The sequence below is a fragment of the Burkholderia gladioli genome (assembly GCF_000959725.1).
Classification (GTDB): domain Bacteria; phylum Pseudomonadota; class Gammaproteobacteria; order Burkholderiales; family Burkholderiaceae; genus Burkholderia; species Burkholderia gladioli.
Genome location: NZ_CP009323.1, coordinates 118,914 through 141,588, shown reverse-complemented (window position 1 = coordinate 141,588; position 22,675 = coordinate 118,914). Strand labels below are relative to the sequence as shown.

Below are 22,675 nucleotides of genomic sequence, written 5' to 3'. Positions count from 1 at the left end.
CTAGAGCACGCAGCTAGAGCACGAAGGGCAGCTTGCTGCCGCGCGCCTCGGCCAGCATCGACAGCGTGATCTTGCGCACTTCCAGCCGGCTCTGCGTGATGTGGGCGCGCAGCAGCATGCCGGCCTCGGCGATCGCGCCGCGCTCCAGCAGGCGGATCATCTTGGCGTGTTCCTCGTAGGTGGCCGAGGTGCGATGCGCCTTCAGGAAGTCGAGCCGCCGCACGATGCGGATCCGCTCGGTCACCTCGTTGTGCACGCGCAGCATCTCGGCATTGCCGGTAGCCGCCACCAACTGGCGGTGGAAGGCTTCGTCCATGCGGAACATCTCGGCGGGATCGGTCTCGCGCGCCTCGGGCGCGACGCACCAGGTGGCGTGCAGCGTGGCCAGCGCATCGGCCCAGTTGCCGGCGCCGGCCGTGAGCCGCTCGATCGCGGCGAGCTCCAGCACGATGCGCAGCTCGTAGAGCTGGTCGAGCTGGGCGAAGTCGATCGGCGCGACCTTCCAGCCGCGCCGGAAACCCACCTCCAGATAACCCTCGCGCTGCAGCCGGAACAGCCCGTCGCGCATCGGCGTGCGCGATACGCCGTAATGCCTGGCGATATCGGTTTCGGAGAAGCGGTCGCCCGGCAGCAGCCGGAAGCCGAAGATATCGCTCTTCAACTGCTGGTAGACCTGCTCGGCGAGCGGGTTGGCGCGATTGACCGCCTGCTCGTCGTCGGCGAGTTCGGGGGAGAGAGGGGAATCGCTCACGCTGGGCTGGGTCCGGTGGAGGAATGCGCGGCTCGCGGCTCGGGCGTGTCGATCAGGCTCACGTGCGCGGCGACGATGCGCCAGCCGCGATGCAGCGTGTCGGTCCCGTCGAGGCGCGCCCAGGTCTGCATCTGACGGCCCAGCAAAGAGGTGGCGTCGCTGCTGAATTCGGTGCTGACGGTCGCGTGCTCGCCGCCGAAGCTGGTGATCACGGTGCGATGCAGGCGGCGCGAGGGCGGCACCGGCTCGCAGCTCGCGCGCCAGGCGCGGATCGCCGCGCCGCCGTGCTGGATCTCGGCGATGCCGTAGCGCACCACCTCGGGCGCGTTCCAGAACAGCGCATCCATGGTCGGCACGTCGTTGTCGACCAGCGCGCGCTCGTAGGCCTCGAAGGCCGCGCGCACTTCGGCAAGGATCTCGGGGCGATTCAGTTCGATGGTCATGGCTGTGGGCTGGCGGATGGGGCGGCGGGCAGCGGGGCCGCTTCGAGCAGGGCGCGCAGCGGCGCGGTCCAGCCGACGATGCCGCCCTGCGAGCTTATCATTTCGAGACAAGCGGCCTTGAAGGCCGGGAAGTAGCTGGCGGTGGCATCTTCCACCAGCAGGCAGTCGTAGCCGCGGTCGTTGGCCTCGCGCATCGAGGTCTGCACGCAGACCTCGGTGGTCACGCCGGCGAACACCAGGTGCGTGATGCCGCGCTCGCGCAGCAGCGCGTCGAGCGCGGTGGCGTGGAAGGCGCCCTTGCCTGGTTTGTCGATCACCGTTTCGCCGGCCAGCGGCGCGAGCGCCTCGACGATCTGGTTGCCGGGCTCGCCGCGCACCAGGATGCGGCCCATCGGACCGCTGTCGCCGATGCGCAGGTCGGGCGCGCCGCGCAGGCGCTTGGCGGGCGGGCAATCGGACAGGTCGGGTGCATGCGATTCGCGTGTATGCACCACGCTCCAGCGCTGCTCGCGCGCGAAGGCGAGCAGGGCGGCCACGCTCGGCACGATCGCGGCCAGCGGCGCGACGTCGTTGCCGAGCGCGGCGCCGAAACCGCCGGGCTCGATGAAGTCGCGCTGCATGTCGATCACGATCAGCGCGGTATGCGCCGGGTCGTAGCGATAGGGCGCGGGGCGGGCGGGGACCTCGAAGTGCATCGGGATGTTCTCTCTCTCAGCGATGGGTGCTCGGCGCATCGGCCGGCCGGGCCGGTTCGCGATGCGTGTGCGCGGCTCCGGGCTTGCCGGAAGACGCGGCCGGCTCGTCGGCCTCGTCGTGCCCGGCCATGTGGCGGCCCAGCACGGCGCGATCGGCGCCGGCCGCCTCGGTCTCGAACACCAGCCGTCCCGCCGACATCACGGCGATCCGGTCCGACAGCGCCAGCAGCTCGTCGAGATCCTCGCTGACCAGCAGGATCGCGGCGCCGGCCTCGCGCGCGGCGAGCAGGCGCGCGTGGATGTCGGCCACCGAGGCGAAGTCGAGGCCGAACACCGGGTTGGCGACGATCAGCACCTCCACCGGCTGGCCCAGCTCGCGCGCCAGCACGGCGCGCTGCACGTTGCCGCCCGACAGGGTGCCGATCGCGCGCTCGGGCAGCGGCGGGCTGACCTTGAATTCGGCGATGCGCTCGGCCGCGCGCCGGCGCAGCGCGCGCCGGTCGAGACGCCAGCCTTGCGCGCGCAGCGGCGCGCGGTCGAAGTCGCGCAGCGCGAGGTTCTCGGCCACGCTCATCGAGGCGATGCAGGCATTGCGCAGCGGCTCCTCGGGGATCGCGAACACGCGGCGCTCGCGCATCTCCTCGCGGGTGGCGCGATAGGGACGGCCGCCCACCGCCATGTGTCCCGCCGCCGGCTGGCGCTGGCCGATCAGGGCCTCGACCAGGGCCTTCTGGCCGTTGCCGGAGACGCCGGCGATGCCGAGGATCTCGCCGCGACGCACCGCCAGCGAGAGCTCGCGCACGGCCGGCAGGCCGAGGTCGTCGCGCACCGTGAGGCCGCTGGCCTCGAGGCCGATCGGCGCGTCGGCGGGGCAGGGGCGGCGCGTGGCGCGCGCCGCGAGTGTCGTGTCGGGCAGGGATGCGGCGGGGCTGGAGGTCGCGCTCGTCACGACGCCTGTCGTCGCGATCGTCGTTGCGCTCGTTGCCGCGTTTTTCGCCGCGCTTGCCGATGCGCTCGTCGTCGTATTCGTCGCATTCGTCGCATTCGTGGTCGCGTCATCGGCCGCGTCCCTTGCCGCCGTCTCCACGCCCATCATCCAGGCCGCCAGCTCGTCGCGGCTGGTATCGGCCACGTTCGCCTGCGCCACCGCGCGGCCCTTGCGCAGCACCGTCACCGCGTCGGCGAAATCGAGCACCTCGCGAAACTTGTGGGTGATCATCAGCACCGTCAGCACGCGCGCGCTGGCCAGCTCGCGCATCAGGCCGAGCACCTCGTCGGCTTCCTGCGGCGTGAGCACCGAGGTCGGCTCGTCGAGGATCAGGAAGCGCCGCTCCAGGTAGAGCTGCTTGAGGATCTCCAGCTTCTGCTTCTCGCCCGCCGCGAGGCTCGACACGGGCGCATCCAGCCTGAGCCGGAACGGCATGTGCGCCAGGAAGCGTTCCAGGCGGCCGCGCTCGGCGCGCCAGTCGATGCGCCAGGGCAGCGCGGCGCGCGCGAGCAGCAGGTTTTCCTCGACCGACATGCCCGCGGCCAGCGTGAAGTGCTGGTAGACCATGCCGATGTCCAGCGCCTGCGCGTCGCGCGGCGAGGCGATCCGCACCTCGCGCGTGCCGGCGATGATCTGCCCCGCGTCGAGCGGCCCGTAACCGACCAGGCCCTTCACCAGGGTGCTCTTGCCCGCGCCGTTCTCGCCGAGCAGCGCATGCACGCTGCCCGGCGCGATCTTCAGCGAGACCTGGTCGAGCGCGCGGAACGCGCCGAACGACTTGCTCGCGCCGATCACCTCGATGCCGAGCGCGCGGCCGTTGGCGGCGTCCAGCGCATCGGCGGCGCTGGCGGCGCCGATCGGGCGCGCCACGCGGCGCATCACGACGCGGCTCCCAGCGTGGCGAGCAGGGCCGCCGAGCTCGACACCGCGCCGAACACGCCGCCCTGCATGGTCACCATGTGCAAGGCGGCGGCGTGGTTGGCGGGATCGGTGGCGCCGCAGCAGTCGGCCAGTATCACGCACTCGAAGCCGCGATCGTTGGCCTCGCGCATGGTGGTGTGGACGCACACGTCGGTGGTGATGCCGGTCAGGATCAGGTTGGCGATGCCGCGCGTGCGCAGGATCAGCTCCAGGTCGGTGGCGTAGAACGAGCCCTTGCCGGGTTTGTCGATCACCACCTCGCCGGCGAGCGGCGCGAGTTCCTCGATGATTTCCCAGCCCGGCTCGCCGCGCACCAGGATTCGCCCGCAGGGGCCGTCGTCGCCGATGCCGACGCCGTCGGTGCCGGCCTGGCGGCTGCGCCAGCGCTTGTTGGCGGGCAGGTCGGAGAGGTCGGGGCGATGGCCTTCGCGGGTATGGATGATGGTGTAGCCCTGCGCGCGCATCGCCGCCAGCACGCGGCCGATCGGTTCGATCGGCGCGCGCGTGAGCGACAGGTCGTAGCCCATCTTGTCGACGTAGCCGCCGTGGCCGCAGAAATCGGTCTGCATGTCGATCACGACCAGGGCGGTGTTGTCGGGGCGCAGCGCGCCGTCATAGGGCCAGGGATAGGGTTTGGCTTCGATATGGCGGTTCATCGGTGAGGCGTTCCTTGGCGATGCGCGTCAGCGCGTGAGGCTCAGCTCGCCCGGCGCGCCGGCGAAGCGGCGATCGGGACGGCAGTGGAGGATCATGATGGCCAGCGTCAGCACATAGGGCGCGGCGTTCCAGAGGTCGTAGCCGGCGGTCACGCCGATCGCCTGCAGGGCCGGGCCGAGCGCGCCGGCCGCGCCGAACAGCAGCGAGGCGGCCAGGCAGCGCAGCGGCTGCCAGCGCGCGAAGATCACCAGCGCCACGGCCATCAGGCCCTGGCCGCTCGACAGCCCCTCGTTCCAGCTTCCCGGGTAGACCAGCGACAGGTAGGCGCCGCCCACCGCGGCCAGCGCGCTGCCCACCGAGGTGGCTGCGATCCGCACCCGCGTGCCGTGGTAGCCGAGCGCGCGCGCGGTTTCGGCGTGGTCGCCCACCAGGCGCAGCACCATGCCCCAGCGCGTGTGGCGCAGGCCCCATTGCAGCGCGAGCGCCAGCACGATGCCGAGCAGGAACAGCGGGCTGATGCGCAGCGCGTTGTGCAGTTGCGGCAGGCCGGCGGCCCAGCGGCCGAGATCGAGCGAGCCCAGCATCGGCGCCTGCGGCTCGATGAAGGGCTTGCCGAGGAAGAAGGCCAGGCCCGTGCCGAGCAGCATCAGCGCGATGCCGAAGGCGATGTCGGAGACGCGCGGCAGCGAGCAGACCAGGCCGTGCAGCGCGCCCAGCAGCAGGCCGGCGCCGGCCGCGGCGAGCACCCCGAGCCAGGGCGAGCCGCTCAGGCAGGCGGTGGCGTAGCCGGTCATGGCGCCCGATACCAGCACGCCTTCCAGGCCCAGGTTGACGCGGCCGGCCTTCTCGGTGAGGCATTCGCCGAGGCTCACGAACAGGTAGGGCGTGCTGACGCGGATCGCGCCGGCCGCCAGCGACAACAGCAGGATCGCCAGGGGCGAATGCAGCTCAGGCATGGGTGTTCTCCATGGCGGCGAGCGCCGTGTCGGTGTCGAGCGGCCGGGCGGCGCGGGCCGCGTCCTGCAGCTTCAGGCGCCAGGCGGCCAGCCGCGGGCCGAGCGCCTCGAAGGCGAGCAGGTTGGCGAACAGCAGGCCCTGCAGCACCAGGGTGGTGGCGTCGGGCAGGTCCAGGCGCCGCTGCAGCAGGCTGCCGCTGGCCTCCATGCCGCCGATGCCGATCGCGCAGAGCACGATCGCGAGCGGGTTGTGGCGCGCCGCGAAGGCCACCAGGATGCCGCCGTAGCCATAGCCGACCAGCAGCGAGGCATTGGCCGCGCCCTGCACGGCGGCGGTCTCGAACAGGCCGGCCAGGCCTGCGGCCGCGCCGCCGAGCGTGCAGGCCAGCAAGGTGAGGCGTGCCACCGGCAGCCCGGCCAGGCGCGCCGCGCGCGGGTTGCCGCCGACGATGCGCATCGCGAAACCCTGGGTGGCGTGGCGCACCAGCACCCAGGCCGCGAGGCAGGCCAGCGCGCCCCACAGCAGGCCCCAGTGCACGTCGAGGCCGGGCAGCGAGCCGATCGCGAAGGCGTCGGGGATCGGCCGCGTGGAGGGCTTGTTGAGGCTGGCCGGGTCGCGCAGCGGCCCTTCCACCAGGAACTTGAACACCGCGATCGCGATATAGGACAGCAGCAGGCTGCTGATCGTCTCGTTGACGCCGCGCCACTGGCGCAGCGCGCCGGCCGCGCCGATCCACAGGCCGCCGGCCAGCATCGCGGCAACCGCCATCGCGGCCAGCCCGAGCCAGGGCGGCGTGCCGGCCGGCAGCAGCAGCGGCACCGCCGCGCTGGCCAGGCCGCCCAGCGCCAGCGCGCCCTCGCCGCCGATCACGATCAGCCCGACCTGGGCCGGCAGCGCCACGCACAGCGCGGTCAGCATCAGGGGGGCTGCGCGCAGCAGCGTGTTCTGCCAGGCGAACGAGGAGCCGAACGCGCCTTGCGCGATCAGGCCCAGCGCCTCGAGCGCCGGGGCGTGCGCGGCGGCCAGGAAGGCCGCGAACAGCAGCACGGTGGCCGCCAGCGCGGCCAGCGTCGGCACGGCCGGCAGCAGCGCGAGCGCGCAGCGCGCGGCGAGCGGATTCAGGCGCATGGTCGGGCTCCGGATTGGGCTCCTGGTCGGGCTCCTGATCGGGCGCGGTCGGTCGGCGCCTTCATCAGATCTGGCCCACCACGCCGGCCACCAGGTAGTTCATGCTCTCCAGCACGATGTCGGTCTGCGCATGGCTCACGCCGGCCGCGATCGCGGTGCCGCCCTTGTTGTCCTTGAGCGGGCCCTTGAAGATCACGAAGTCGCCGGCCTGCATCCTGGCCTTCACCGCGTCGGCGGCCTGCTTCGCGGCGGGCGTCACCTTCGCGCCGTAGGGCGAGGGCTTCACGTAGCCTTCCTTGAGGCCGCCGCGCATCACGTTGGGCGGCGTCTTGCCGGCCTGGACGGCCTGCACCAGCTGCGTGTAGGGCGTGGCCCAGTCCCATTCGGCGCCGGTCAGGTAGCCCTTGGGCGCGAGCGCCGACTGGTTGGCGTGATAGCCGCAGCTCATCGCGCCGCGCTTCTCGGCGGTTTCGATCACCACCTTGGGGCCGTCGACGTGGCAGGTCAGCACGTCGCAGCCCTGGTCGACCAGGCTGTTGGCGGATTCGGCTTCCTTGACCGGCATCGACCAATCGCCGGTGAAGATCACGTGCGTGGTGATCGACGGATCGACCGACTGCGCGCCGAGCGTGAAGGCGTTGATGTTGCGCAGCACCTGCGGGATCGGCTTGGCGGCCACGAAGCCGAGTTTTTTCGTCTTCGTCATGTGGCCGGCCACCACGCCGCTCAGGTACTCGCACTCGTCGATGTAGCCGAAATAGCTGGTGATGTTGGCCGGGTTGCCGGCCTTCCAGAGCCCGCCGCAATGCGCGAAGCGCACCTTCGGATACTTGGCCGCCATCTTCAGCACGTGCGGGTCGAAATAGCCGAACGAGGTGGCGAACACCAGGCTCGCGCCGTCCTGCTCGATCATCGCGGCCATCGACTTCTGCGCGGCGATGGTCTCGGGCACGTTCTCCTCCTCGACGATCTTCACCCCGGGCAGCTTGCGGATCACGTTGGTGGCGGCGGCCTGCGCCTGGTTGTAGCCGTAGTCGCCGCGCGCGCCGACATAGAGCGCGCCGACGGTGAGCCCGGAGGCGGCCAGCGCCCGCTCGAGCGGCAGCATCGCGCCGAGCGCGAGGGCGCCGGCGGTGTGGAGGAAATGGCGGCGTGTGGTCATGAGGCGTTCTCGTTCAGCGTCAGGCGTTCAGGGGGAGGGAGGAGGTGGCGGCGCTCGTCGGCGCGGCGCGCTCGCGCAGGTAGGCGAGCCAGCCGCCGTGGGCCGTGATGTCCAGCGCGCGGCCGGCGGCGAGCGCGGCCGGCTCGCAGATGAAGCCCTTCACCGCGCTGCCGTCGGCCACGCGCACCGTGCCGATGCCCAGCGGCGCCGGCACCTGGGCGACCAGGCCGCCGAACAGGCGCAGCGGCAGCTCCCACAGTTCGATCGCGATCGCGCGGCCGTCGGCGTCGCCGGGGCTGTGGACCAGGGCCGGCTTGGGCGGGGTGGTGCCGGCCAGTGCATAGAGGCGATAGTCGGCGCTGGTGACGGTGGCTTCGACGAAGCGCGCACCGGCTTCGAGCAACTGGCCGTTGAGTGGCTGGCCGCGCAGGTGCGCGCCGACCACGGCGACGATCAGGGTGGGCTCGTTGGCGGGCAGCGGCGGCAGGGGTTCGGCTGCCGGGCCGGATGTCGAGGGCTGACTGGCGGACGTATCGGCGGGGCGCGCGCCCGATTGCGAGCCGGGCAGGGAGGCTGATGAAGCCGGCGATCCAGCAGTCGATGAAAGGGCCGATGACAGGGTCGATGACGCGCCCGCCGAAGAGGGCGACGGAGCAGCCGTTTGCGCGCCCGTGCGAGCGCCGGATTGCGCAGCCAACCGCGCCACCAGCGCGCGGCCGAGCGTGGCGAGCTGGTGATCGGCGCCCGCCTTGCCGATCAGCGTGATGCCGGCCGGCAGGCCGTCGGCGCGCGGCAGGGCGGGGATCGCCAGCGCGCACAGGTCGAGCAGGTTGACGAAGTTGGTGTAGTAACCCAGCCGGCTGTTGACAGCGATCGGATCGGCGCGCACCTGGTCGATGGTCGGATGGGTCGGCGCACTCGGCACGATCAGCACGTCGAGCTCGGCGAAGATCGCCTCGGCGGCGCGGCGCAGCTCGGCCAGTTCGTATTGGGCGTTGAACGCGTCGACGGCGCTGAAGGCATCGGCGCGCGCCACCACCGCGGCCACCACCGGGTCCATCGCCTCGCGCTCGGTGTCGAGGAAGCCGCCGATCGCGGCGCGCCGCTCGGCCACCCAGGGGCCGTCGTAGAGCAGGCGTGCGACGGCGTTCAAGGGCGCCATGTCGACGGCGACCGGGTCGGCCAGCAGGTCGGCCGCCAGGTGACGCAGCGTCTGCATGTAGGCGGCCTCGGCCTGCGCGTCGTCGAAGAATTCGGGCTGGGCCGGCACGCCGATGCGCCAGGCGCGGTTCGGCAGGCCGAGCGGCGGCACCGCGCGCGAATAGGGATCGGCCGCGTCGAAGCGGGCCAGCACGCCGAGCACGCGCCAGGCGTCCTCCACCTCGGGCGCGAAGATCGACACGGTATCGAGCGTGCGGCAGGCCGGCACCACGCCGCGCTTGCTGAGCAGGCCGAGCGTCGGCTTGAGCCCGACGATGCCGTTGAAGCCGGCCGGCACGCGGCCCGAGCCGGCCGTGTCGGTGCCCAGCGAGAAGGCCACCGCGCCGCCCGCCACCGCTACCGCCGAACCCGAGCTGGAACCGCCCGAGACGTAGTCGGGATGGTCGACCTGGCGCACCGCGCCATAGGGCGAGCGCACGCCCACCAGGCCGGTGGCGAACTGGTCGAGGTTGGTCTTGCCGATCAGCACCGCGCCGGCGGCCAGCAGCAGCGCGACCACCTGGGCCGATTCGGCCGGCGTGCTCGCGAAGGCGGGGCAGGCGGCGGTGGTCGGCAGGCCGGCCACGTCGATGTTGTCCTTGACGGCGAAGGGCACGCCGAACAGCGGCATGCGCTCGACGACGGCGGGGCCGTGCGCGGCGCGCAGCGCGTCGAGTTCGGCCGCGCGAGCATGCAGTTCGGCGGGTTCGACGCGGTGGATCCAGGCTTCGGGGCGGTCCATCGCCTCGAGGGCGGCGAGCGCCGCGTCGATCCGGTTCGCGACGGTCAGCGTGCCTGCCGCGTAGTCGGCGAGCAGGGTGGTAATCGAGGTGCGTTGTCGGTCTGGCATTCGGAACTCAATCTTGTATTCAAGATGGCGTTCAAGATGCAGGTTGCGTGCCAGGGGCGCCGGCGTGATCGGCGAGAAGGCGGGGAAGGCTTGCCGGACAAGGCTCGGCGGGAGGCAGGGGCGAGCGGGCGCGGGCGCGCCGCGTCTCGATCGCGCCGGCGGCGGGCTACGCGGCTGGTGCGCGGCGGCGTCCGAAATGGTGCGGACGTCCGATCCTGGTGCGCGGCGTGGTCGATGCGGCCGGCCGTAAACGACAACGGCCCGCATCCCGGAGGATGCGGGCCGTGCTGCCCGGCGCGGATGCTTACTGCTGGGCCGGTGCCTCGCCGCCGACGCGCGAGTAGCGGTTCAGGATCGGGATCATCTGCGCGTAGATCTTCGGGTTCGCCGCGACGATCTCATGACGGTCGAGGAAGTCGGCGTCGCCGTGGTAGTTGCCGACCAGGCCGCCGGCCTCGGTGATCAGCAGGCTGCCTGCGGCCATGTCCCAGGCGCTGATGCCCTGCTCGAAGAAGGCGTCCAGGCGGCCCGCGGCGACATTGGCCAGGTCCAGCGCGGCCGCGCCCGGGCGGCGCAGCCCCGTGCAGGCCTGGGTCATCTCGACGAACAGGCGCGTGTAGGCCTCGAGGCCGTCCTTCTCGCGGAACGGGAAGCCCGTGCCGACCAGCGCGTCCGACAGGCGGTCGCGGCGGCCGACGCGGATCCGGCGGTCGTTCAGGAAGGCGCCGCGGCCGCGGGTGGCCGTGAACAGGTCGTTGTTGTTCGGGTCGTAGACCACCGCCTGCTGGACCACGCCGCGATGCGCGAGCGCGATCGAGACGCAGTAGTAGGGGAAGCCGTGGATGAAGTTGGTGGTGCCGTCGAGCGGATCGATGATCCAGACGAATTCGGACTCGTTGTCCGACTTGCCGGATTCCTCGGCGAGGATCGCGTGGTCGGGGTAGGCCGTCTTCAGCGTATCGATGATGGCCTCTTCCGAGGCCTTGTCGACTTCCGTCACGAAATCGTTCTGCTGCTTCTTGCGGATCTCGATCATGTCGAGATCGAGCGAGGCGCGGTTGATGATCTGTCCGGCGCGGCGCGCAGCCTTGACAGCAATATTGAGCATGGGATGCATGGAACTGGATCCTGTAGCCGGCGGCACGGGGCCGCCACGAGGTGACTGGAACCGGCGAAGCGCGCCCGCCGCAAGGCGGACGGACGTTTCGTCGACGGAAGACGCGAATTGGCAAAGAACGGGGCGCCAGGCGGCGGACAGCCTCGGAAAACGGGGAGGCGGGGCGGCCGGCGAGCGCGGAAAGCGGCATTTTACCCGAGTCGCGGCGTTTTTCCGACTGTCTCGCGCCCGGGGCCGCCGGCCCGGCCGTTCGGACGGGTGGGATTGGGACGGCGTTGGCGATACCATACCGCCAGTTCGTTTCCCGTTTGTTTCCCATTTCCTTGCCGTTTTCTCAGCCGGACCCATCGACGTTGGACATTTCGCCCCCGATCCCCGCCCCGCCGCAAGCCTTCCGTGCCGCGCGCTTCGTGCTCGTCGAGCCCAGCCATCCCGGCAATGTCGGCGCCGCCGCCCGCGCGCTGAAGACCATGGGCTTCTCGCAACTGGTGCTGGTCGCGCCGCGCGTGGCCGAGGTGCTGGCCGACCCGGAGGCGATCGCGATGGCCAGCGGCGCCGACGACGTGCTGGCCGCCGCCCGCATCGTGGCCACGCTCGACGAGGCGCTGGCCGGCGTGTCCTGGTCGGCCGCGCTGACCGCGCGCAGCCGCGAATACGGGCCGCCGCGGCTGGCGCCGCGCGCCGCCGCCGGCGAGGCGCGGCGCCAGCTCGACGGCGGCGAGATCGCCTTCGTGTTCGGCAACGAGCGCGTCGGCCTGTCGAACGAGCATGTCGAGCGCTGCAGCGCGATCGCGCATATCCCCGCCAACCCCGATTACAGCTCGCTGAACCTGTCGCAGGCGATCCAGGTGCTGGCCTACGAGCTGCGCGTGGCGCTGCTGGAGGGCCAGGCCGCCGAGCACCACGACGGCGCGGCCGGCACGCTGGCGCAGGCCGACGAGATCGAGAAGATGTTCGCCCATCTGGAGCAGGCGCTGGTTGCGCTCGAGTTCCTCGATCCGCGCAATCCCAAGAAGCTGATGCCGCGGCTGCGGCGGCTGTTCTCGCGTGCCGGGCTGGAGCGCGAGGAGGTCAACATCCTGCGCGGCGTCGCCAAGCACATCCTGATGAAGTCGGGCGGCGAGCACTGAGCCTCGGGCACGGGCGCCGAGGCCGCCGTTGACGGCGGCAGGCGCCCGGCGCTTGCTTGGCGTTCCTGAGGATTCTTCGAGCCGAGCCGCGATGCGCGCCGGCGAATACCCCCGGCGCCGATGGGGACAAAATCCGTCGCCAGCAGCCGCGCGCGAGTCGCCCTACAATCGTCGCACGTCATAAGCAAATGGCGATAAGGCATAAGCGCCGCGCGGCAGGCGGCAAGAACATCCCTCCCCGGTCATCGACACACCATGTTCACGAGACTTCGAGAAGACATCGCGACGATCCGCGAGCGTGATCCCGCCGCTCGCAGCGCCTGGGAAGTGCTCACCTGTTATCCGGGCATCCATGCACTGGTCTTCCATCGGCTCGCGCACGCCTTCTGGCGGCGCGGCCAGCGCTGGGCGGGGCGCTTCGTCTCGCAGGTCGGGCGCTTCATGACCGGCATCGAGATCCATCCCGGCGCGACGCTGGGCCGGCGCGTGTTCATCGATCACGGCATGGGCGTGGTGATCGGCGAGACCGCCGTGGTCGGCGACGACTGCACCATCTACCAGGGCGTGACGCTCGGCGGCACCTCGCTCACGCGCGGCGCGAAGCGGCATCCCACGCTCGAGCGCGGCGTGATCGTCGGCGCGGGCGCCAAGGTGCTGGGCGGCTTCACGATCGGCGAGGGCGCCAAGATCGGCTCGAACGCGGTGGTGGTCAAGCCGGTGCCGGCGGGCGGCACGGCGGTCGGCAATCCCGCGCGCGTGGTGCTGCCGGCCGAGAGCCGGCCCGCCGCGCCCGAGCGCGCCGCGTTCTGCGCCTACGGCATCACGCCGAACGCCGACGATCCGATGTCGCTGGCGATCCACGGCCTGATCGATCATGCGGCCAAGGAATCGCAGCGCGTCGACGAGATCGTCGCCGCGCTGGAGCGGCTCGGCGAGCGCTTCGAGGCGCTCCAGGCCGATGGCCGGCTGGACCTGCGCCGCCTGTCGGCCGCGCTGGAAGGGCGCGCGGTCGAGCACACGGGCTGAGCCCGGATCGAGAAAGGAATCGCCAATGGAAAAGGGCGGCCGAGAGGCCGCCCTTGTCGTTTCAGTGTTCCAGCGGCAGCGCCGCGACGCCCTCGGCGTCGATGCGCAGGTAGCCGCCGCGCGGCCTGCCATGGTCGAGATCCCAGTCGGGCAGCACCCAGCGCGTGCCCTCGGGCTCGATGTGCCGCGCGGGGCGATGGGTATGGCCGTGGATCATGGTGTCGGCGCTGCTGCGCTCGAACAGCTCGGCGATGCCCTCGCGCGTGACGTCGTAGCGCGGCAGCATCGGCCGGTCGCGGCCCGCCTCGCTCCTGGCGCGCATGCGCTCGGCCAGGCCGCGCCGCCAGCGCAGCGAGCGCGCGAGGAACAGCCACTGCGCCAGGCGATTGCGCGCGAAGCCGCGGAACCACTGGTAGCCGCGATCGGCCGTGCACTGCGCGTCGCCGTGCGCGAGCACGATGCGCCGGCCGAAGGCGAGCACCACCGACGGGTCCGGCACCAGCATCGCGCCCGCGGCCTTCATGAAGCGCCGGCCGAGCAGGAAGTCGCGATTGCCGTGCATCACGTAGAGCGCGATGCCTCGCTCCGAGAAGCTGTGCAGCAGCGCGGCGATGCGCTGCGCGAACGGGTCGTCGTCGAGGATGTCGTCGCCGACCCAGTATTCGAACAGGTCCCCGAGGATGAACACCGAGTCGGCGCTGTCGGCCGTGACGCGCACGAAATGCTCGAACGCGGCGACGGTGCGCGGGATCGCCTCGCTCAGGTGCAGGTCGGAGATGAACAGAAACGGGCGTGCCGCATGCGCGAGACCCTGCTCGCCCGGCACGCCCCCGGAGACGCTTCGCGGCGGTGTTTCCTGCAGCATCGAAGTGCCTCCCTCGACGGCGTCAGACCACCACGGCCTTTTCGATGATCACGTCGTCGGCCGGCACGTCCTGGTGGAAGCCCTTGCTGCCGGTCTTGACCTTCTTGATCGCGTCGACCACGTCCTGGCCTTCGACCACCTTGCCGAACACGGCGTAGCCCCAGCCTTGCGGCGTCGGCGACGAGTGGTTCAGGAAGTCGTTGTCGTTGACGTTGATGAAGAACTGCGCGGTGGCCGAGTGCGGATCGTTGGTGCGTGCCATCGCCACCGTGTAGGTGTCGTTCTTCAGGCCGTTGTTGGCCTCGTTGTCGATCGGTGCCTCGGTCGGCTTCTGCTTCATGCCCGGCTCGAAGCCGCCGCCCTGGATCATGAAGCCGTTGATGACGCGGTGGAACACCGTGTTGTCGTAGTGGCCGGCCTTCACGTAGTTCAGGAAATTCTCCACCGACTTCGGTGCCTTGGCGGCGTCGAGTTCGAGCTTGATCACGCCGTGGTTCGTATGCAGTTCAACCATGATGGTTCCTTCGTTGAGGTGGGTGAAATGGCACGCGGCCGGTCGTGACGACGCGGCCGCGTGAGGGGCGCTGGTGGCGCGCCGGATTATTTGCCGACGACGCTCGCCGATTCGATCGTGATCGTCTTTTCGGGCACGTCGCGCATCGAGCCGCGCGAGGTGGTCGGGGTCGCCTCGATCTTCTTCACGACATCCAGGCCCGAGACCACCTTGCCGAACACGGCGTAGCCGTTGCCGTCCGGGTTCGGGTAGTCGAGGTTGGAATTATCGACGGTATTGATGAAGAACTGGGCCGTGGCCGAATTCGGATCGCTGGTGCGCGCCATCGCGATGGTGCCCGTCAGGTTCTTCAGGCCGTTGCGGCTTTCCAGGGGAATCGGCGCGCGCGTCGGCTTCTCGTCGAAGTTCGCCTTGTAGCCGCCGCCCTGGATCATGAAGCCCGGGATCACGCGATGGAAGATCGTGCCGTTGTACTGGCCGGCCTTCACGTAGTCGAGGAAGTTCGCCACCGTCTTCGGCGCCTTCTCCGGGTAGAGCTCGACACGGATGTCGCCCTGCGTGGTCTTGAACTGCACGACGGGATGCGCGGCGGCCGTTTGCGCATGGGCCGGCGCGGTCGCGACGAGGGCGGCGCTGCCGAGCGCCAACAACAGACGTTTCATGACGATCCTCTGGTTGATGAAAAAATGACGGCCCGGCCGCCTCAGTGCGAGGGCGCGACGTAGGGCGGGGTGGCCAGCGTCGCGCCGCCGCCGCCGTTGAACTCGAAGTTCGACTGCTGAGGCGGTGTGATGGTCGACAGGTTCGAGGTGGCATCGGCCGAGACGCCCTCGGCCCGGCTCGCGGCGGCGGGCTTGTCGGCCTTGGCCTGCGCTGCCTGTTGCGCGGCGGCTGGCGGCGCGATGATCCGCTCGATGTCGGCCAGGCGCTGCGCGCTCGCGCCGCTCGTGCGGCCCAGCGAGCGCGCGCGCTTGTAGGATTCGGAGGCCAGGCGCAGGTACAGGTCGCCGAGGTTCTCGTAGGCGAGGCTGTAGTCGGGGTTCGCCTGGGTGGCCGTGACCAGCGCCGCGCGCGCGTCGTCGTAGCGGCCATGCTTGGCATAGAGCGCGGCGAGGTTGTTGTACGGCTCGGGGAGTTCGGGGTAGGCCTGGGTCAGCGCGAGGAACTGCGCGATCGCGTCGTCGTCGCGATTGAGCCGGGCCAGCACGGTGCCGCGCTTGAACTGCGCCTGCACGTCGCGCGGGTTCGCGGCGATCCGCGCATCGAGCTGCGAGAGGGCCGCCGACCAGTTGCGGCTGGTGATCGAGGCGTCGATCTCCGGGGTGCCGTCGGCGGTGGCGGGGGCCTTCTGCGCCCAGGCCGGGAGCGCCAGCACGACACCCAGGACGGTGGTCGCAAGGAGGGTCGCAGCGCTCGTCGCGCGGCCGCGGGAAGATTTCATAGGCTCAAATCGCAATGTTATACTCCGAGCCATTCTAGCAAATCGTCCGCGCGTTCCGGCGAGCCGCGGACTGTCTTTTGCCTCTCGCGGCCGTTACCGCTTCGCCCGTCGTCCGACCGACGCCTCCATGTCGACGGTGCGTCGTGCCGGGCAGCGGCGGGTGCTCCGAGCGGATTCACACGCAGGCGCCCTTCGCCAGGGCGGCACTCATCGGCTCTCGTTTGTTCTCTATGGAATCACTGCGCATCTACAACACGCTCGCGCGTGACAAGCAAGTCTTCGTGCCGCGTCAGCCCGGCGAAGTGCGCATGTACGTGTGCGGCATCACGGTTTACGACTACTGCCACATCGGCCATGCGCGGATGATGGTGGTGTTCGACATCGTGCAGCGCTGGTTGCGCCAGCTCGGCTATCGCGTGACCTACGTGCGCAACATCACCGACATCGACGACAAGATCATCCGTCGCGCGGTGGAGAACGGCGAGACCATCGGCGAGCTGACCTCCCGCTTCATCGCGGCGATGCACGAGGACCTGGACGCGCTCGGCGTCGAGCGGCCCGACCACGAGCCGCGCGCCACGCACTACATCCCGCAGATGCTCGGCATGATCGCGGCCCTCGAGGCAAACGGTTACGCCTACCAGGCCAAGGACGGCGACGTCAATTACGCGGTGCGCAAGTTCGCGAACTACGGCCGCCTGTCGGGCAAGTCGCTCGACGACCTGCGCGCCGGCGAGCGCGTCGCGACCAACGACGCCAAGCAGGATCCGCTCGATTTCGTGCTGTGGAAGCGCGCGAAGCCCGAGGAGCCGGCCGATACCAGCTGGGATTCGAAGTACGGGCGCGGCCGCCCGGGCTGGCACATCGAGTGCTCGGCGATGGGCTGCACGCTGCTCGGCAATCATTTCGACATCCACGGCGGCGGGCAGGACCTGCAGTTCCCGCATCACGAGAACGAGATCGCCCAGAGCGAGGGCGCGACCGGCGAAACCTTCGTCAACACCTGGATGCACAACGGCTTCGTGCAGGTCGACAGCGAGAAGATGTCGAAATCGCTCGGCAACTTCTTCACGATCCGCGAAGTGCTGGAGAAGTACGACGCCGAGGTGGTGCGCTTCTTCATCGCGCGTACCCACTATCGTTCGCCGCTGAACTACAGCGAAGTGCATCTCGACGATGCGCGCGCCGCGCTCACGCGTTTGTATACGGCGCTCAAGGACGTCACGCCCGACGGCGCGCCGCTCGATCCCGACGAGCCGCACGCGCAGCGTTTCGCCGCCGCGATGAACGACGATTTCAATACGGCCCTGGCCGTGTCGGTGCTGTTCGAACTGGCCGGCGAGGTGAATCGCACCCGCGATGCCGCGCTGGCGCGGCAGTTCAAGCAGCTCGGCGCGTTGCTGGGCCTGCTCGGCCGCGATGCGCGCGCCTTCCTGCAGCAGGCCACGGGCGCCGGCGCCGATGCGCTCGACGGCGAGGCGATCGAAGCACGCATCGCCGAGCGCGTGGCCGCCAAGCAGGCCAAGAACTATGCCGAAGCAGACCGGATCCGGGCAGCCTTGCTCGAGGCCGGTGTCGCGCTCGAAGACAAACCGGGCGGGTTGACCGAATGGCGTCGCGTTTGATCGCGCGTCGTCCGTTCCGCTGATCGACTCGTCAGGCAGGAGGCAAGATGGCAACGGGCAGGAAAGTGCCGGCAAAGGGCGCGGTTCGCGCGGCGACACGCTCGCCGGCCACCGGCCGCGCGCCGGCCGGGAAGGTCGCCGCCAAGCGCGCGACCGACCCGCGCGCGGGCGCTGTCAACGGCGTGGCGCATTCGCCGGCCGCGCGCGGCGCGGCGAAACCGGCGCGTGCCGAGAGCGCGGAACGCGAACTCGCGGCCGAGCTCGTCGACGGCGCCGCGCGCAAGGCCCGTGCGAACGAGGCGGCCTTGCCGGAGTCGTCCGCCGAGGCCGAGGAAGTGGTGCGCCCCCCGTACTGGGACAAGGCCAGCGCCGATCTCGTCAAGCGCGATCGCATTCTCAAGAAGCTGATTCCGAAATTCGGCCCGGCGCATCTGGTCAAGCGCGGCGATCCCTTCGTCACGCTGGCGCGCTCGGTGGTCGGCCAGCAGATCTCGGTGAGCTCGGCGCAGGCCGTGTGGGCGGCGATCGAAGCCGCCTGCCCGAAGCTCGCGCCGCAGCAGGTGATCCGCCTCGGCCTGGAGAAGCTCGCGGCCTGCGGCCTGTCCAAGCGCAAGTCGGAATACATCATCGACCTGGCCCAGCATTTTGTTTCGGGCGCCTTGCACGTCGACAAATGGACCTCGATGGAAGACGAGGACGTGATCGCCGAGCTCACGCAGATCCGCGGCATCGGCCGCTGGACCGCCGAGATGTTCCTGATCTTCAACCTGTCGCGGCCCGACGTGCTGCCGCTCGACGACCCCGGCCTGATCCGCGCGATCAGCGTCAACTACTTCAGCGGTGAACCCGTCACGCGCAGCGAGGCGCGCGAGGTCGCAGCCAACTGGGAGCCGTGGCGTACTGTCGCAACCTGGTACATGTGGCGCAGCCTTGACCCGGAATCCGGTGACACTTGATCCGTTTTTGCTATTGATTAAATCGACTCGATAGTTTCGAGTCGATTTTGATGCGAACCAGCGCGGTTAGAATACGCGCTGCCGCACGACCTAGGACTCCCATACATGAAGACCACGTTTCTGGATTTCGAACAGCCGATCGCCGAACTGGAAGGCAAGATCGAGGAACTGCGATTCGTGCAGGACGATTCGGCCGTCGACATTTCGGAAGAGATCGAGCGGCTGTCGAAGAAGAGCCAGCAACTGACCAAGGACCTCTACGCGAATCTCTCGCCGTGGCAGGTCTCGCAGATCGCGCGCCATCCGCAGCGTCCCTACACGCTCGATTACGTGAGCGAGCTGTTCACCGATTTCCACGAACTGCATGGCGACCGCGCCTTTGCCGACGACCAGTCGATCATCGGCGGCCTGGCCCGCTTCAGCGGCAATCCCTGCATGGTGATCGGCCACCAGAAGGGGCGCGACACCAAGGAGCGCGCGGCGCGCAACTTCGGCATGCCGCGTCCGGAAGGCTATCGCAAGGCCGAGCGCCTGATGCGCCTGGCCGAGAAGTTCGGCCTGCCGATCTTCACCTTCGTCGATACGCCGGGCGCGTATCCTGGCATCGGCGCCGAGGAGCGTGGCCAGTCGGAGGCGATCGGCCGCAACCTGTACGTGATGGCCGAGCTGAAGACGCCGATCATCACCACCATCATCGGCGAGGGCGGCTCGGGCGGCGCGCTGGCGATCGCGGTGGCCGATACCGTGCTGATGCTGCAATTCTCCACCTACTCGGTGATCTCGCCGGAAGGCTGCGCTTCGATCCTCTGGAAGAGCGCGGCCAAGGCGCCCGAGGCCGCCGAGGCGCTGGGCCTGACCGCTCACCGCCTGAAGGCGCTGGGCCTGATCGACAAGATCGTCAACGAGCCGCTGGGCGGCGCGCATCGCGATCCGAAGGGCATGGCCGCGCTGCTGCGCCGTGCGCTGGCCGATACGCTGCGCCAGTTCCAGGGCATGAGCATCGATGCGCTGCGCGAGCGTCGCCTGGAACGCCTGCTTGCCTACGGCAAGTACAAGGAAACCACGCCGGGCATCTGAGCCCCGTCTTCCACGTGCCTCGCGCGTGATGCCGATGATTCCTCCGAATGACCTCAACGCGGACCGCGTCGTACTCGACGCGGTCCGCGTTGCTTTGGGCGAACTGCCCGAGCACGCGACGATCGCGATCGCCTACAGCGGCGGGCTCGATTCCTCGGTGCTGCTCGAAGCCGCCGCGCGCGTCGCTGGCGCCGAGCGCTGCGTGGCGCTGCATGTCCATCACGGCCTGAGCCCGAACGCCGATGCGTGGCTCGCGCATGCCGAGGCGGCCGCGGCTGCGCTCGGCGTGCGTTTCGATGTCGAGCGCGTCGAGGTGCCGCGTGGCACCGGGCTCGGCGTCGAGGCCAGCGCGCGCGAGGTGCGCTACCGCGCGCTCGACGCGATGGGCGAGCGGCATGGCGCGCAGGCGCTGTGGCTGGCCCAGCATGCCGACGACCAGGCCGAGACGGTGCTGCTGCAGTTGCTGCGCGGCGCGGGCCTGGCCGGCATCGCCGCGATGGCGCCGCGCTACCTGCCCGCCGAGGCGAGCATGGTGCGCGTGCGCCCGCTGCTGCATCTGCTGCGCGCCCAGCTCGAGCGTTATGCCGAGGCGCGCCGGCTGCGCTGGATCGACGACGAATCCAATGCCGACACGCGCTATACGCGCAATGCGCTGCGCATCGAGGTGCTGCCGGCGCTGTCGGTGCATTTCCCCGGTTTTCGCGACGCGCTCGCGCGTACCGCCCAGCATGCGGCGGCCGCGCAGCGGCTGCTCGACGCGCTGGCCGCCGGCGATCTCGCCGAGATCGCCCGGGACGAGGGCCGCGCCTTGTCGCGCGAGCGACTGCTCGCGCTCGACGACGAGCGCGGCGCCAACCTGCTGCGCCACTGGATGCGCACGCTCGGCCTGCCCGGTGCATCGGCCGCGCGCCTTGCCGAGATGATCAAGCAGTTGCGCGCGACGCAGGTGTCGCATGCGCTGCGGATCGATCATGCGGGACAGTGCCTGAGGCTGTATCGCGAGGAGGTGTATTGGGAGGCCGGCGACAGTGCCGATCCGCCCGACGACGGCACCTCGCCCGAGCGCCCCGTGGCGCGGCTCGACTGGAGCGGCCAGGAGGTCTGGCACCTGCCGGCCTGGCGCGGCAGCTTCGTGTTCCGGCCGGTGACGGCCGAGGCGGGGCAGATGGAGAACAGCGTGGCCGAGGCCACGCTCGCGCAGGCGCCGCTGATGGTGCTCGCGCGCAGCGGCGGCGAACGCCTGCGGATGTCCACCGGCGGCCCCTCGCGCACGCTCAAGAACCTGTTCCAGGAGCGCGGCGTGCCCGCCTGGCAGCGCGACGTGCCGCTGCTGCATGTCGGCCCGGTGCTGCTGTTCGTGCCGCGCATCGGCCTGAATCGCGCGCCCGAGGCGGCCGGCGCCGAGGCCGGGCAGGGCGGCGGCGCGCGCCGCCAGATCGAGTGGCGCCCCGATTTGCTGATGGCCTGAATTAAATGGGGCCGGGGTGATGACAAAAATGCCGATTTGTAGCGGCACCCATTTTTTAAAGGTACCGGATCATTGCGGCTCGCTTGTCAAGCGGACCTCGATAGAGTACGCTCAAGCGTTTGCTCGGCTCGATTTTTCGAGCATTTTGTGCAGGTTTTCCGCGTGACGTACCCGGTTTGCGCGGCCTGATCCGCCGACCGGGCAAATCCGCCACGCCAGCGTACTGTTCCCGCCGTTTTTCCCGTCGTCCCCCTGCCAAAAGCCGCGAGACCGAACGGCAGCGCGGCTTCCAGCGCAGTGCGCCCGCGCGGTCAATCTCCTGTTCTGAACGACAATGGCACTCATCGTACATAAATACGGCGGCACCTCGATGGGCTCGGTCGAGCGCATCAAGAACGTCGCGAAACGCGTCGCGAAATGGCATCAGGCCGGTCACCAACTGGTGGTCGTGCCCTCGGCGATGTCCGGCGAAACGAACCGCCTGCTGGGTCTCGCGAAGGAAATCTCGAGCCAGCCCGATCCGCGCGAACTCGACATGATTGCCTCGACCGGCGAGCAGGTCAGCGTCGGCCTGCTGGCGATCGCGCTGCAGGAAATCGGCGTCCCGGCCGTCAGCTACGCGGGCTGGCAAGTGCCCATCAAGACCGACAGCGCATTCACCAAGGCACGCATCCAGTCGATCGACGATGCGCGCGTCAAGAAGGATCTCGCGGCGGGCAAGGTGGTGATGATCACCGGCTTCCAGGGCGTCGATCCGGAAGGCAACATCACCACGCTGGGCCGCGGCGGCTCGGACACCTCGGCGGTCGCGGTCGCGGCGGCGCTGGGTGCCGAGGAGTGCCTGATCTATACCGACGTCGACGGCGTGTACACGACCGATCCGCGCGTGGTCGACGGCGCCCGCCGGCTCGACCGCGTGACCTTCGAGGAGATGCTGGAAATGGCCAGCCTCGGCTCGAAGGTGCTGCAGATCCGCTCGGTCGAATTCGCCGGCAAGTACCGCGTGAAGACGCGCGTGCTGTCGAGCCTGACCGATCCCCTGATTGCGCTCGACGAAGAGATGAAGTCGGGCACCCTGATTACTTTTGAAGAAGACGAGACCATGGAAAAGGCAGTCATTTCCGGCATCGCATTTCAGCGCGACGAAGCCCGCATCGTGGTGATGGGTGTGCCCGACAAGCCGGGTATCGCCTACCAGATCCTCGGCCCGGTGGCCGACGCGAACATCGACGTCGACATGATCATCCAGAACCAGAGCGTGGCCGGCAAGACCGACTTCACGTTCACGGTCGGCCGCGGCGACTACCAGAAGGCGATGGACATCCTGACCAACCAGGTCAAGGGCCATGTCAACGCCGAGCAGGTGCTGGGCGACCCGAAGGTCTCGAAGGTCTCGGTGGTGGGCGTGGGCATGCGTTCGCACGTGGGCGTGGCGAGCACGGCGTTCCGCACGCTGTCGGAAGAGGGCATCAACATCCAGATGATCTCGACCTCCGAAATCAAGATCTCGGTGCTGATCGACGAGAAGTACATGGAACTGGCCGTGCGCGCGCTGCACAAGGCGTTCGAGCTGGACCAGGCCTGAGTTCGCGGGGTTTTCGCGGATTCGAGCGCGCGGCCGTTTTCGGCCGCGCGGCTCTTGGGAAGCGGGTTGTGGTTTAGGCAAAAAAAGCGTGCCGAAACATTTGACCTGGGCCCAATGAG

Annotated in this window: 21 protein-coding genes; 7 read left to right on the top strand and 14 right to left on the bottom strand. The window is 69.8% G+C overall.

What is annotated here, in order from left to right; translation table 11 throughout:
• Positions 1-13: 13 nt before the first annotated feature.
• From BM43_RS17470 to BM43_RS17425, 10 genes are all read right to left on the bottom strand, one after another.
• Positions 14-751 carry a GntR family transcriptional regulator gene (locus BM43_RS17470; protein ID WP_025099254.1) on the bottom strand — a complete coding sequence of 246 codons (738 nt, stop codon included), beginning with the start codon at positions 749-751 and terminating at the stop codon, positions 14-16.
• Positions 748-1,194, bottom strand: a complete 447-nt coding sequence (gene hpxZ, locus BM43_RS17465; protein ID WP_036050189.1) for an oxalurate catabolism protein HpxZ — start codon at positions 1,192-1,194, stop codon at positions 748-750. The genes BM43_RS17470 and hpxZ overlap by 4 nt, the downstream gene beginning before the upstream one ends.
• Positions 1,191-1,889 (bottom strand): cysteine hydrolase family protein, encoded by a 699-nt coding sequence (locus tag BM43_RS17460; RefSeq protein ID WP_036050191.1) that lies wholly within the window; start codon positions 1,887-1,889, stop codon positions 1,191-1,193. Before BM43_RS17460 ends, hpxZ begins: the two co-directional genes overlap by 4 nt.
• Before the next feature lie 16 nt (positions 1,890-1,905).
• Positions 1,906-3,756: an ABC transporter ATP-binding protein gene (locus tag BM43_RS17455; RefSeq protein WP_052710574.1), complete on the bottom strand. Its 1,851-nt coding sequence runs from the start codon at positions 3,754-3,756 to the stop codon at positions 1,906-1,908.
• Positions 3,756-4,454 carry a biuret amidohydrolase gene (gene biuH, locus BM43_RS17450; protein ID WP_036050193.1) on the bottom strand — a complete coding sequence of 233 codons (699 nt, stop codon included), beginning with the start codon at positions 4,452-4,454 and terminating at the stop codon, positions 3,756-3,758. The genes BM43_RS17455 and biuH overlap by 1 nt, the downstream gene beginning before the upstream one ends.
• A 27-nt stretch (positions 4,455-4,481) precedes the next feature.
• A complete protein-coding gene (locus tag BM43_RS17445) occupies positions 4,482-5,411 on the bottom strand; it encodes an ABC transporter permease (protein ID WP_036050195.1) in 930 nt (309 codons plus the stop codon).
• Positions 5,404-6,540 carry an ABC transporter permease gene (locus BM43_RS17440; RefSeq protein WP_036050197.1) on the bottom strand — a complete coding sequence of 379 codons (1,137 nt, stop codon included), beginning with the start codon at positions 6,538-6,540 and terminating at the stop codon, positions 5,404-5,406. The genes BM43_RS17445 and BM43_RS17440 overlap by 8 nt, the downstream gene beginning before the upstream one ends.
• Before the next feature lie 64 nt (positions 6,541-6,604).
• The gene (locus BM43_RS17435; protein WP_013698606.1) at positions 6,605-7,702 is read right to left on the bottom strand and encodes a BMP family ABC transporter substrate-binding protein; all 1,098 of its coding nucleotides are present in this window, start codon (positions 7,700-7,702) and stop codon (positions 6,605-6,607) included.
• Between the two features lie 19 nt (positions 7,703-7,721).
• Positions 7,722-9,752, bottom strand: a complete 2,031-nt coding sequence (atzF, locus tag BM43_RS17430) for an allophanate hydrolase (RefSeq protein ID WP_036050199.1) — start codon at positions 9,750-9,752, stop codon at positions 7,722-7,724.
• A 304-nt stretch (positions 9,753-10,056) separates the two neighbouring features.
• Complete coding sequence (locus tag BM43_RS17425) at positions 10,057-10,869, bottom strand: inositol monophosphatase family protein (RefSeq protein WP_013698604.1); 813 nt, start codon at positions 10,867-10,869, stop codon at positions 10,057-10,059.
• Positions 10,870-11,222: 353 nt separating this feature from the next.
• On the opposite strand from BM43_RS17425, the gene BM43_RS17420 reads away from it, so the two are divergent.
• Together BM43_RS17420 and cysE are read left to right on the top strand one after the other, a co-directional pair.
• A complete protein-coding gene (locus BM43_RS17420; RefSeq protein ID WP_036050202.1) occupies positions 11,223-11,999 on the top strand; it encodes an RNA methyltransferase in 777 nt (258 codons plus the stop codon).
• A gap of 255 nt (positions 12,000-12,254) precedes the next feature.
• Positions 12,255-13,025, top strand: coding sequence for a serine O-acetyltransferase (cysE, locus tag BM43_RS17415; RefSeq protein ID WP_013698602.1), 771 nt, complete (start codon positions 12,255-12,257; stop codon positions 13,023-13,025).
• A gap of 61 nt (positions 13,026-13,086) precedes the next feature.
• Here cysE and BM43_RS17410 read toward each other — a convergent pair whose 3' ends face one another.
• The 4 genes from BM43_RS17410 to BM43_RS17395 form a co-directional block, all read right to left on the bottom strand.
• On the bottom strand, positions 13,087-13,890 hold the full coding sequence (locus BM43_RS17410) for a UDP-2,3-diacylglucosamine diphosphatase (protein WP_036039898.1): 804 nt from the start codon (positions 13,888-13,890) through the stop codon (positions 13,087-13,089).
• Positions 13,891-13,912: 22 nt separating this feature from the next.
• Positions 13,913-14,404: a peptidylprolyl isomerase gene (locus BM43_RS17405; protein ID WP_013698600.1), complete on the bottom strand. Its 492-nt coding sequence runs from the start codon at positions 14,402-14,404 to the stop codon at positions 13,913-13,915.
• 86 nt (positions 14,405-14,490) lie between these two features.
• Positions 14,491-15,066 carry a peptidylprolyl isomerase gene (locus BM43_RS17400; RefSeq protein WP_013698599.1) on the bottom strand — a complete coding sequence of 192 codons (576 nt, stop codon included), beginning with the start codon at positions 15,064-15,066 and terminating at the stop codon, positions 14,491-14,493.
• A 41-nt stretch (positions 15,067-15,107) separates the two neighbouring features.
• Positions 15,108-15,845 (bottom strand): tetratricopeptide repeat protein, encoded by a 738-nt coding sequence (locus tag BM43_RS17395; protein WP_036050204.1) that lies wholly within the window; start codon positions 15,843-15,845, stop codon positions 15,108-15,110.
• Between the two features lie 230 nt (positions 15,846-16,075).
• Between BM43_RS17395 and cysS the strand changes: the two genes are divergently transcribed.
• The 5 genes from cysS (at position 16,076) to BM43_RS17370 (ending at position 22,556) form a co-directional block, all read left to right on the top strand.
• Positions 16,076-17,470 carry a cysteine--tRNA ligase gene (gene cysS, locus BM43_RS17390; protein ID WP_036050207.1) on the top strand — a complete coding sequence of 465 codons (1,395 nt, stop codon included), beginning with the start codon at positions 16,076-16,078 and terminating at the stop codon, positions 17,468-17,470.
• A gap of 47 nt (positions 17,471-17,517) precedes the next feature.
• Positions 17,518-18,426: a DNA-3-methyladenine glycosylase family protein gene (locus BM43_RS17385; RefSeq protein WP_036050209.1), complete on the top strand. Its 909-nt coding sequence runs from the start codon at positions 17,518-17,520 to the stop codon at positions 18,424-18,426.
• Positions 18,427-18,531: 105 nt separating this feature from the next.
• A complete protein-coding gene (locus tag BM43_RS17380; protein WP_013698595.1) occupies positions 18,532-19,503 on the top strand; it encodes an acetyl-CoA carboxylase carboxyltransferase subunit alpha in 972 nt (323 codons plus the stop codon).
• Between the two features lie 34 nt (positions 19,504-19,537).
• On the top strand, positions 19,538-20,971 hold the full coding sequence (gene tilS / locus BM43_RS17375) for a tRNA lysidine(34) synthetase TilS (protein ID WP_036053136.1): 1,434 nt from the start codon (positions 19,538-19,540) through the stop codon (positions 20,969-20,971).
• A 334-nt stretch (positions 20,972-21,305) separates the two neighbouring features.
• Positions 21,306-22,556 carry an aspartate kinase gene (locus tag BM43_RS17370; protein WP_013698592.1) on the top strand — a complete coding sequence of 417 codons (1,251 nt, stop codon included), beginning with the start codon at positions 21,306-21,308 and terminating at the stop codon, positions 22,554-22,556.
• Positions 22,557-22,675 lie beyond the last annotated feature (119 nt).

Excerpts from the sequence above, each read along its gene's own strand:
- hpxZ (WP_036050189.1), bottom strand. The coding sequence starts at position 1,194 with ATGACCATCGAACTGAATCGCCCCGAGATCCTTGCCGAAGTGCGCGCG.
- BM43_RS17460 (WP_036050191.1), bottom strand. The coding sequence starts at position 1,889 with ATGCACTTCGAGGTCCCCGCCCGCCCCGCGCCCTATCGCTACGACCCG.
- BM43_RS17455 (WP_052710574.1), bottom strand. The coding sequence starts at position 3,756 with ATGCGCCGCGTGGCGCGCCCGATCGGCGCCGCCAGCGCCGCCGATGCG.
- biuH (WP_036050193.1), bottom strand. The coding sequence starts at position 4,454 with ATGAACCGCCATATCGAAGCCAAACCCTATCCCTGGCCCTATGACGGC.
- BM43_RS17445 (WP_036050195.1), bottom strand. The coding sequence starts at position 5,411 with ATGCCTGAGCTGCATTCGCCCCTGGCGATCCTGCTGTTGTCGCTGGCG.
- BM43_RS17440 (WP_036050197.1), bottom strand. The coding sequence starts at position 6,540 with ATGCGCCTGAATCCGCTCGCCGCGCGCTGCGCGCTCGCGCTGCTGCCG.
- BM43_RS17435 (WP_013698606.1), bottom strand. The coding sequence starts at position 7,702 with ATGACCACACGCCGCCATTTCCTCCACACCGCCGGCGCCCTCGCGCTC.
- atzF (WP_036050199.1), bottom strand. The coding sequence starts at position 9,752 with ATGCCAGACCGACAACGCACCTCGATTACCACCCTGCTCGCCGACTAC.
- BM43_RS17425 (WP_013698604.1), bottom strand. The coding sequence starts at position 10,869 with ATGCATCCCATGCTCAATATTGCTGTCAAGGCTGCGCGCCGCGCCGGA.
- cysE (WP_013698602.1), top strand. The coding sequence starts at position 12,255 with ATGTTCACGAGACTTCGAGAAGACATCGCGACGATCCGCGAGCGTGAT.
- BM43_RS17410 (WP_036039898.1), bottom strand. The coding sequence starts at position 13,890 with ATGCTGCAGGAAACACCGCCGCGAAGCGTCTCCGGGGGCGTGCCGGGC.
- BM43_RS17405 (WP_013698600.1), bottom strand. The coding sequence starts at position 14,404 with ATGGTTGAACTGCATACGAACCACGGCGTGATCAAGCTCGAACTCGAC.
- BM43_RS17400 (WP_013698599.1), bottom strand. The coding sequence starts at position 15,066 with ATGAAACGTCTGTTGTTGGCGCTCGGCAGCGCCGCCCTCGTCGCGACC.
- BM43_RS17395 (WP_036050204.1), bottom strand. The coding sequence starts at position 15,845 with ATGAAATCTTCCCGCGGCCGCGCGACGAGCGCTGCGACCCTCCTTGCG.
- cysS (WP_036050207.1), top strand. The coding sequence starts at position 16,076 with ATGGAATCACTGCGCATCTACAACACGCTCGCGCGTGACAAGCAAGTC.
- BM43_RS17385 (WP_036050209.1), top strand. The coding sequence starts at position 17,518 with ATGGCAACGGGCAGGAAAGTGCCGGCAAAGGGCGCGGTTCGCGCGGCG.
- BM43_RS17380 (WP_013698595.1), top strand. The coding sequence starts at position 18,532 with ATGAAGACCACGTTTCTGGATTTCGAACAGCCGATCGCCGAACTGGAA.
- tilS (WP_036053136.1), top strand. The coding sequence starts at position 19,538 with ATGATTCCTCCGAATGACCTCAACGCGGACCGCGTCGTACTCGACGCG.
- BM43_RS17370 (WP_013698592.1), top strand. The coding sequence starts at position 21,306 with ATGGCACTCATCGTACATAAATACGGCGGCACCTCGATGGGCTCGGTC.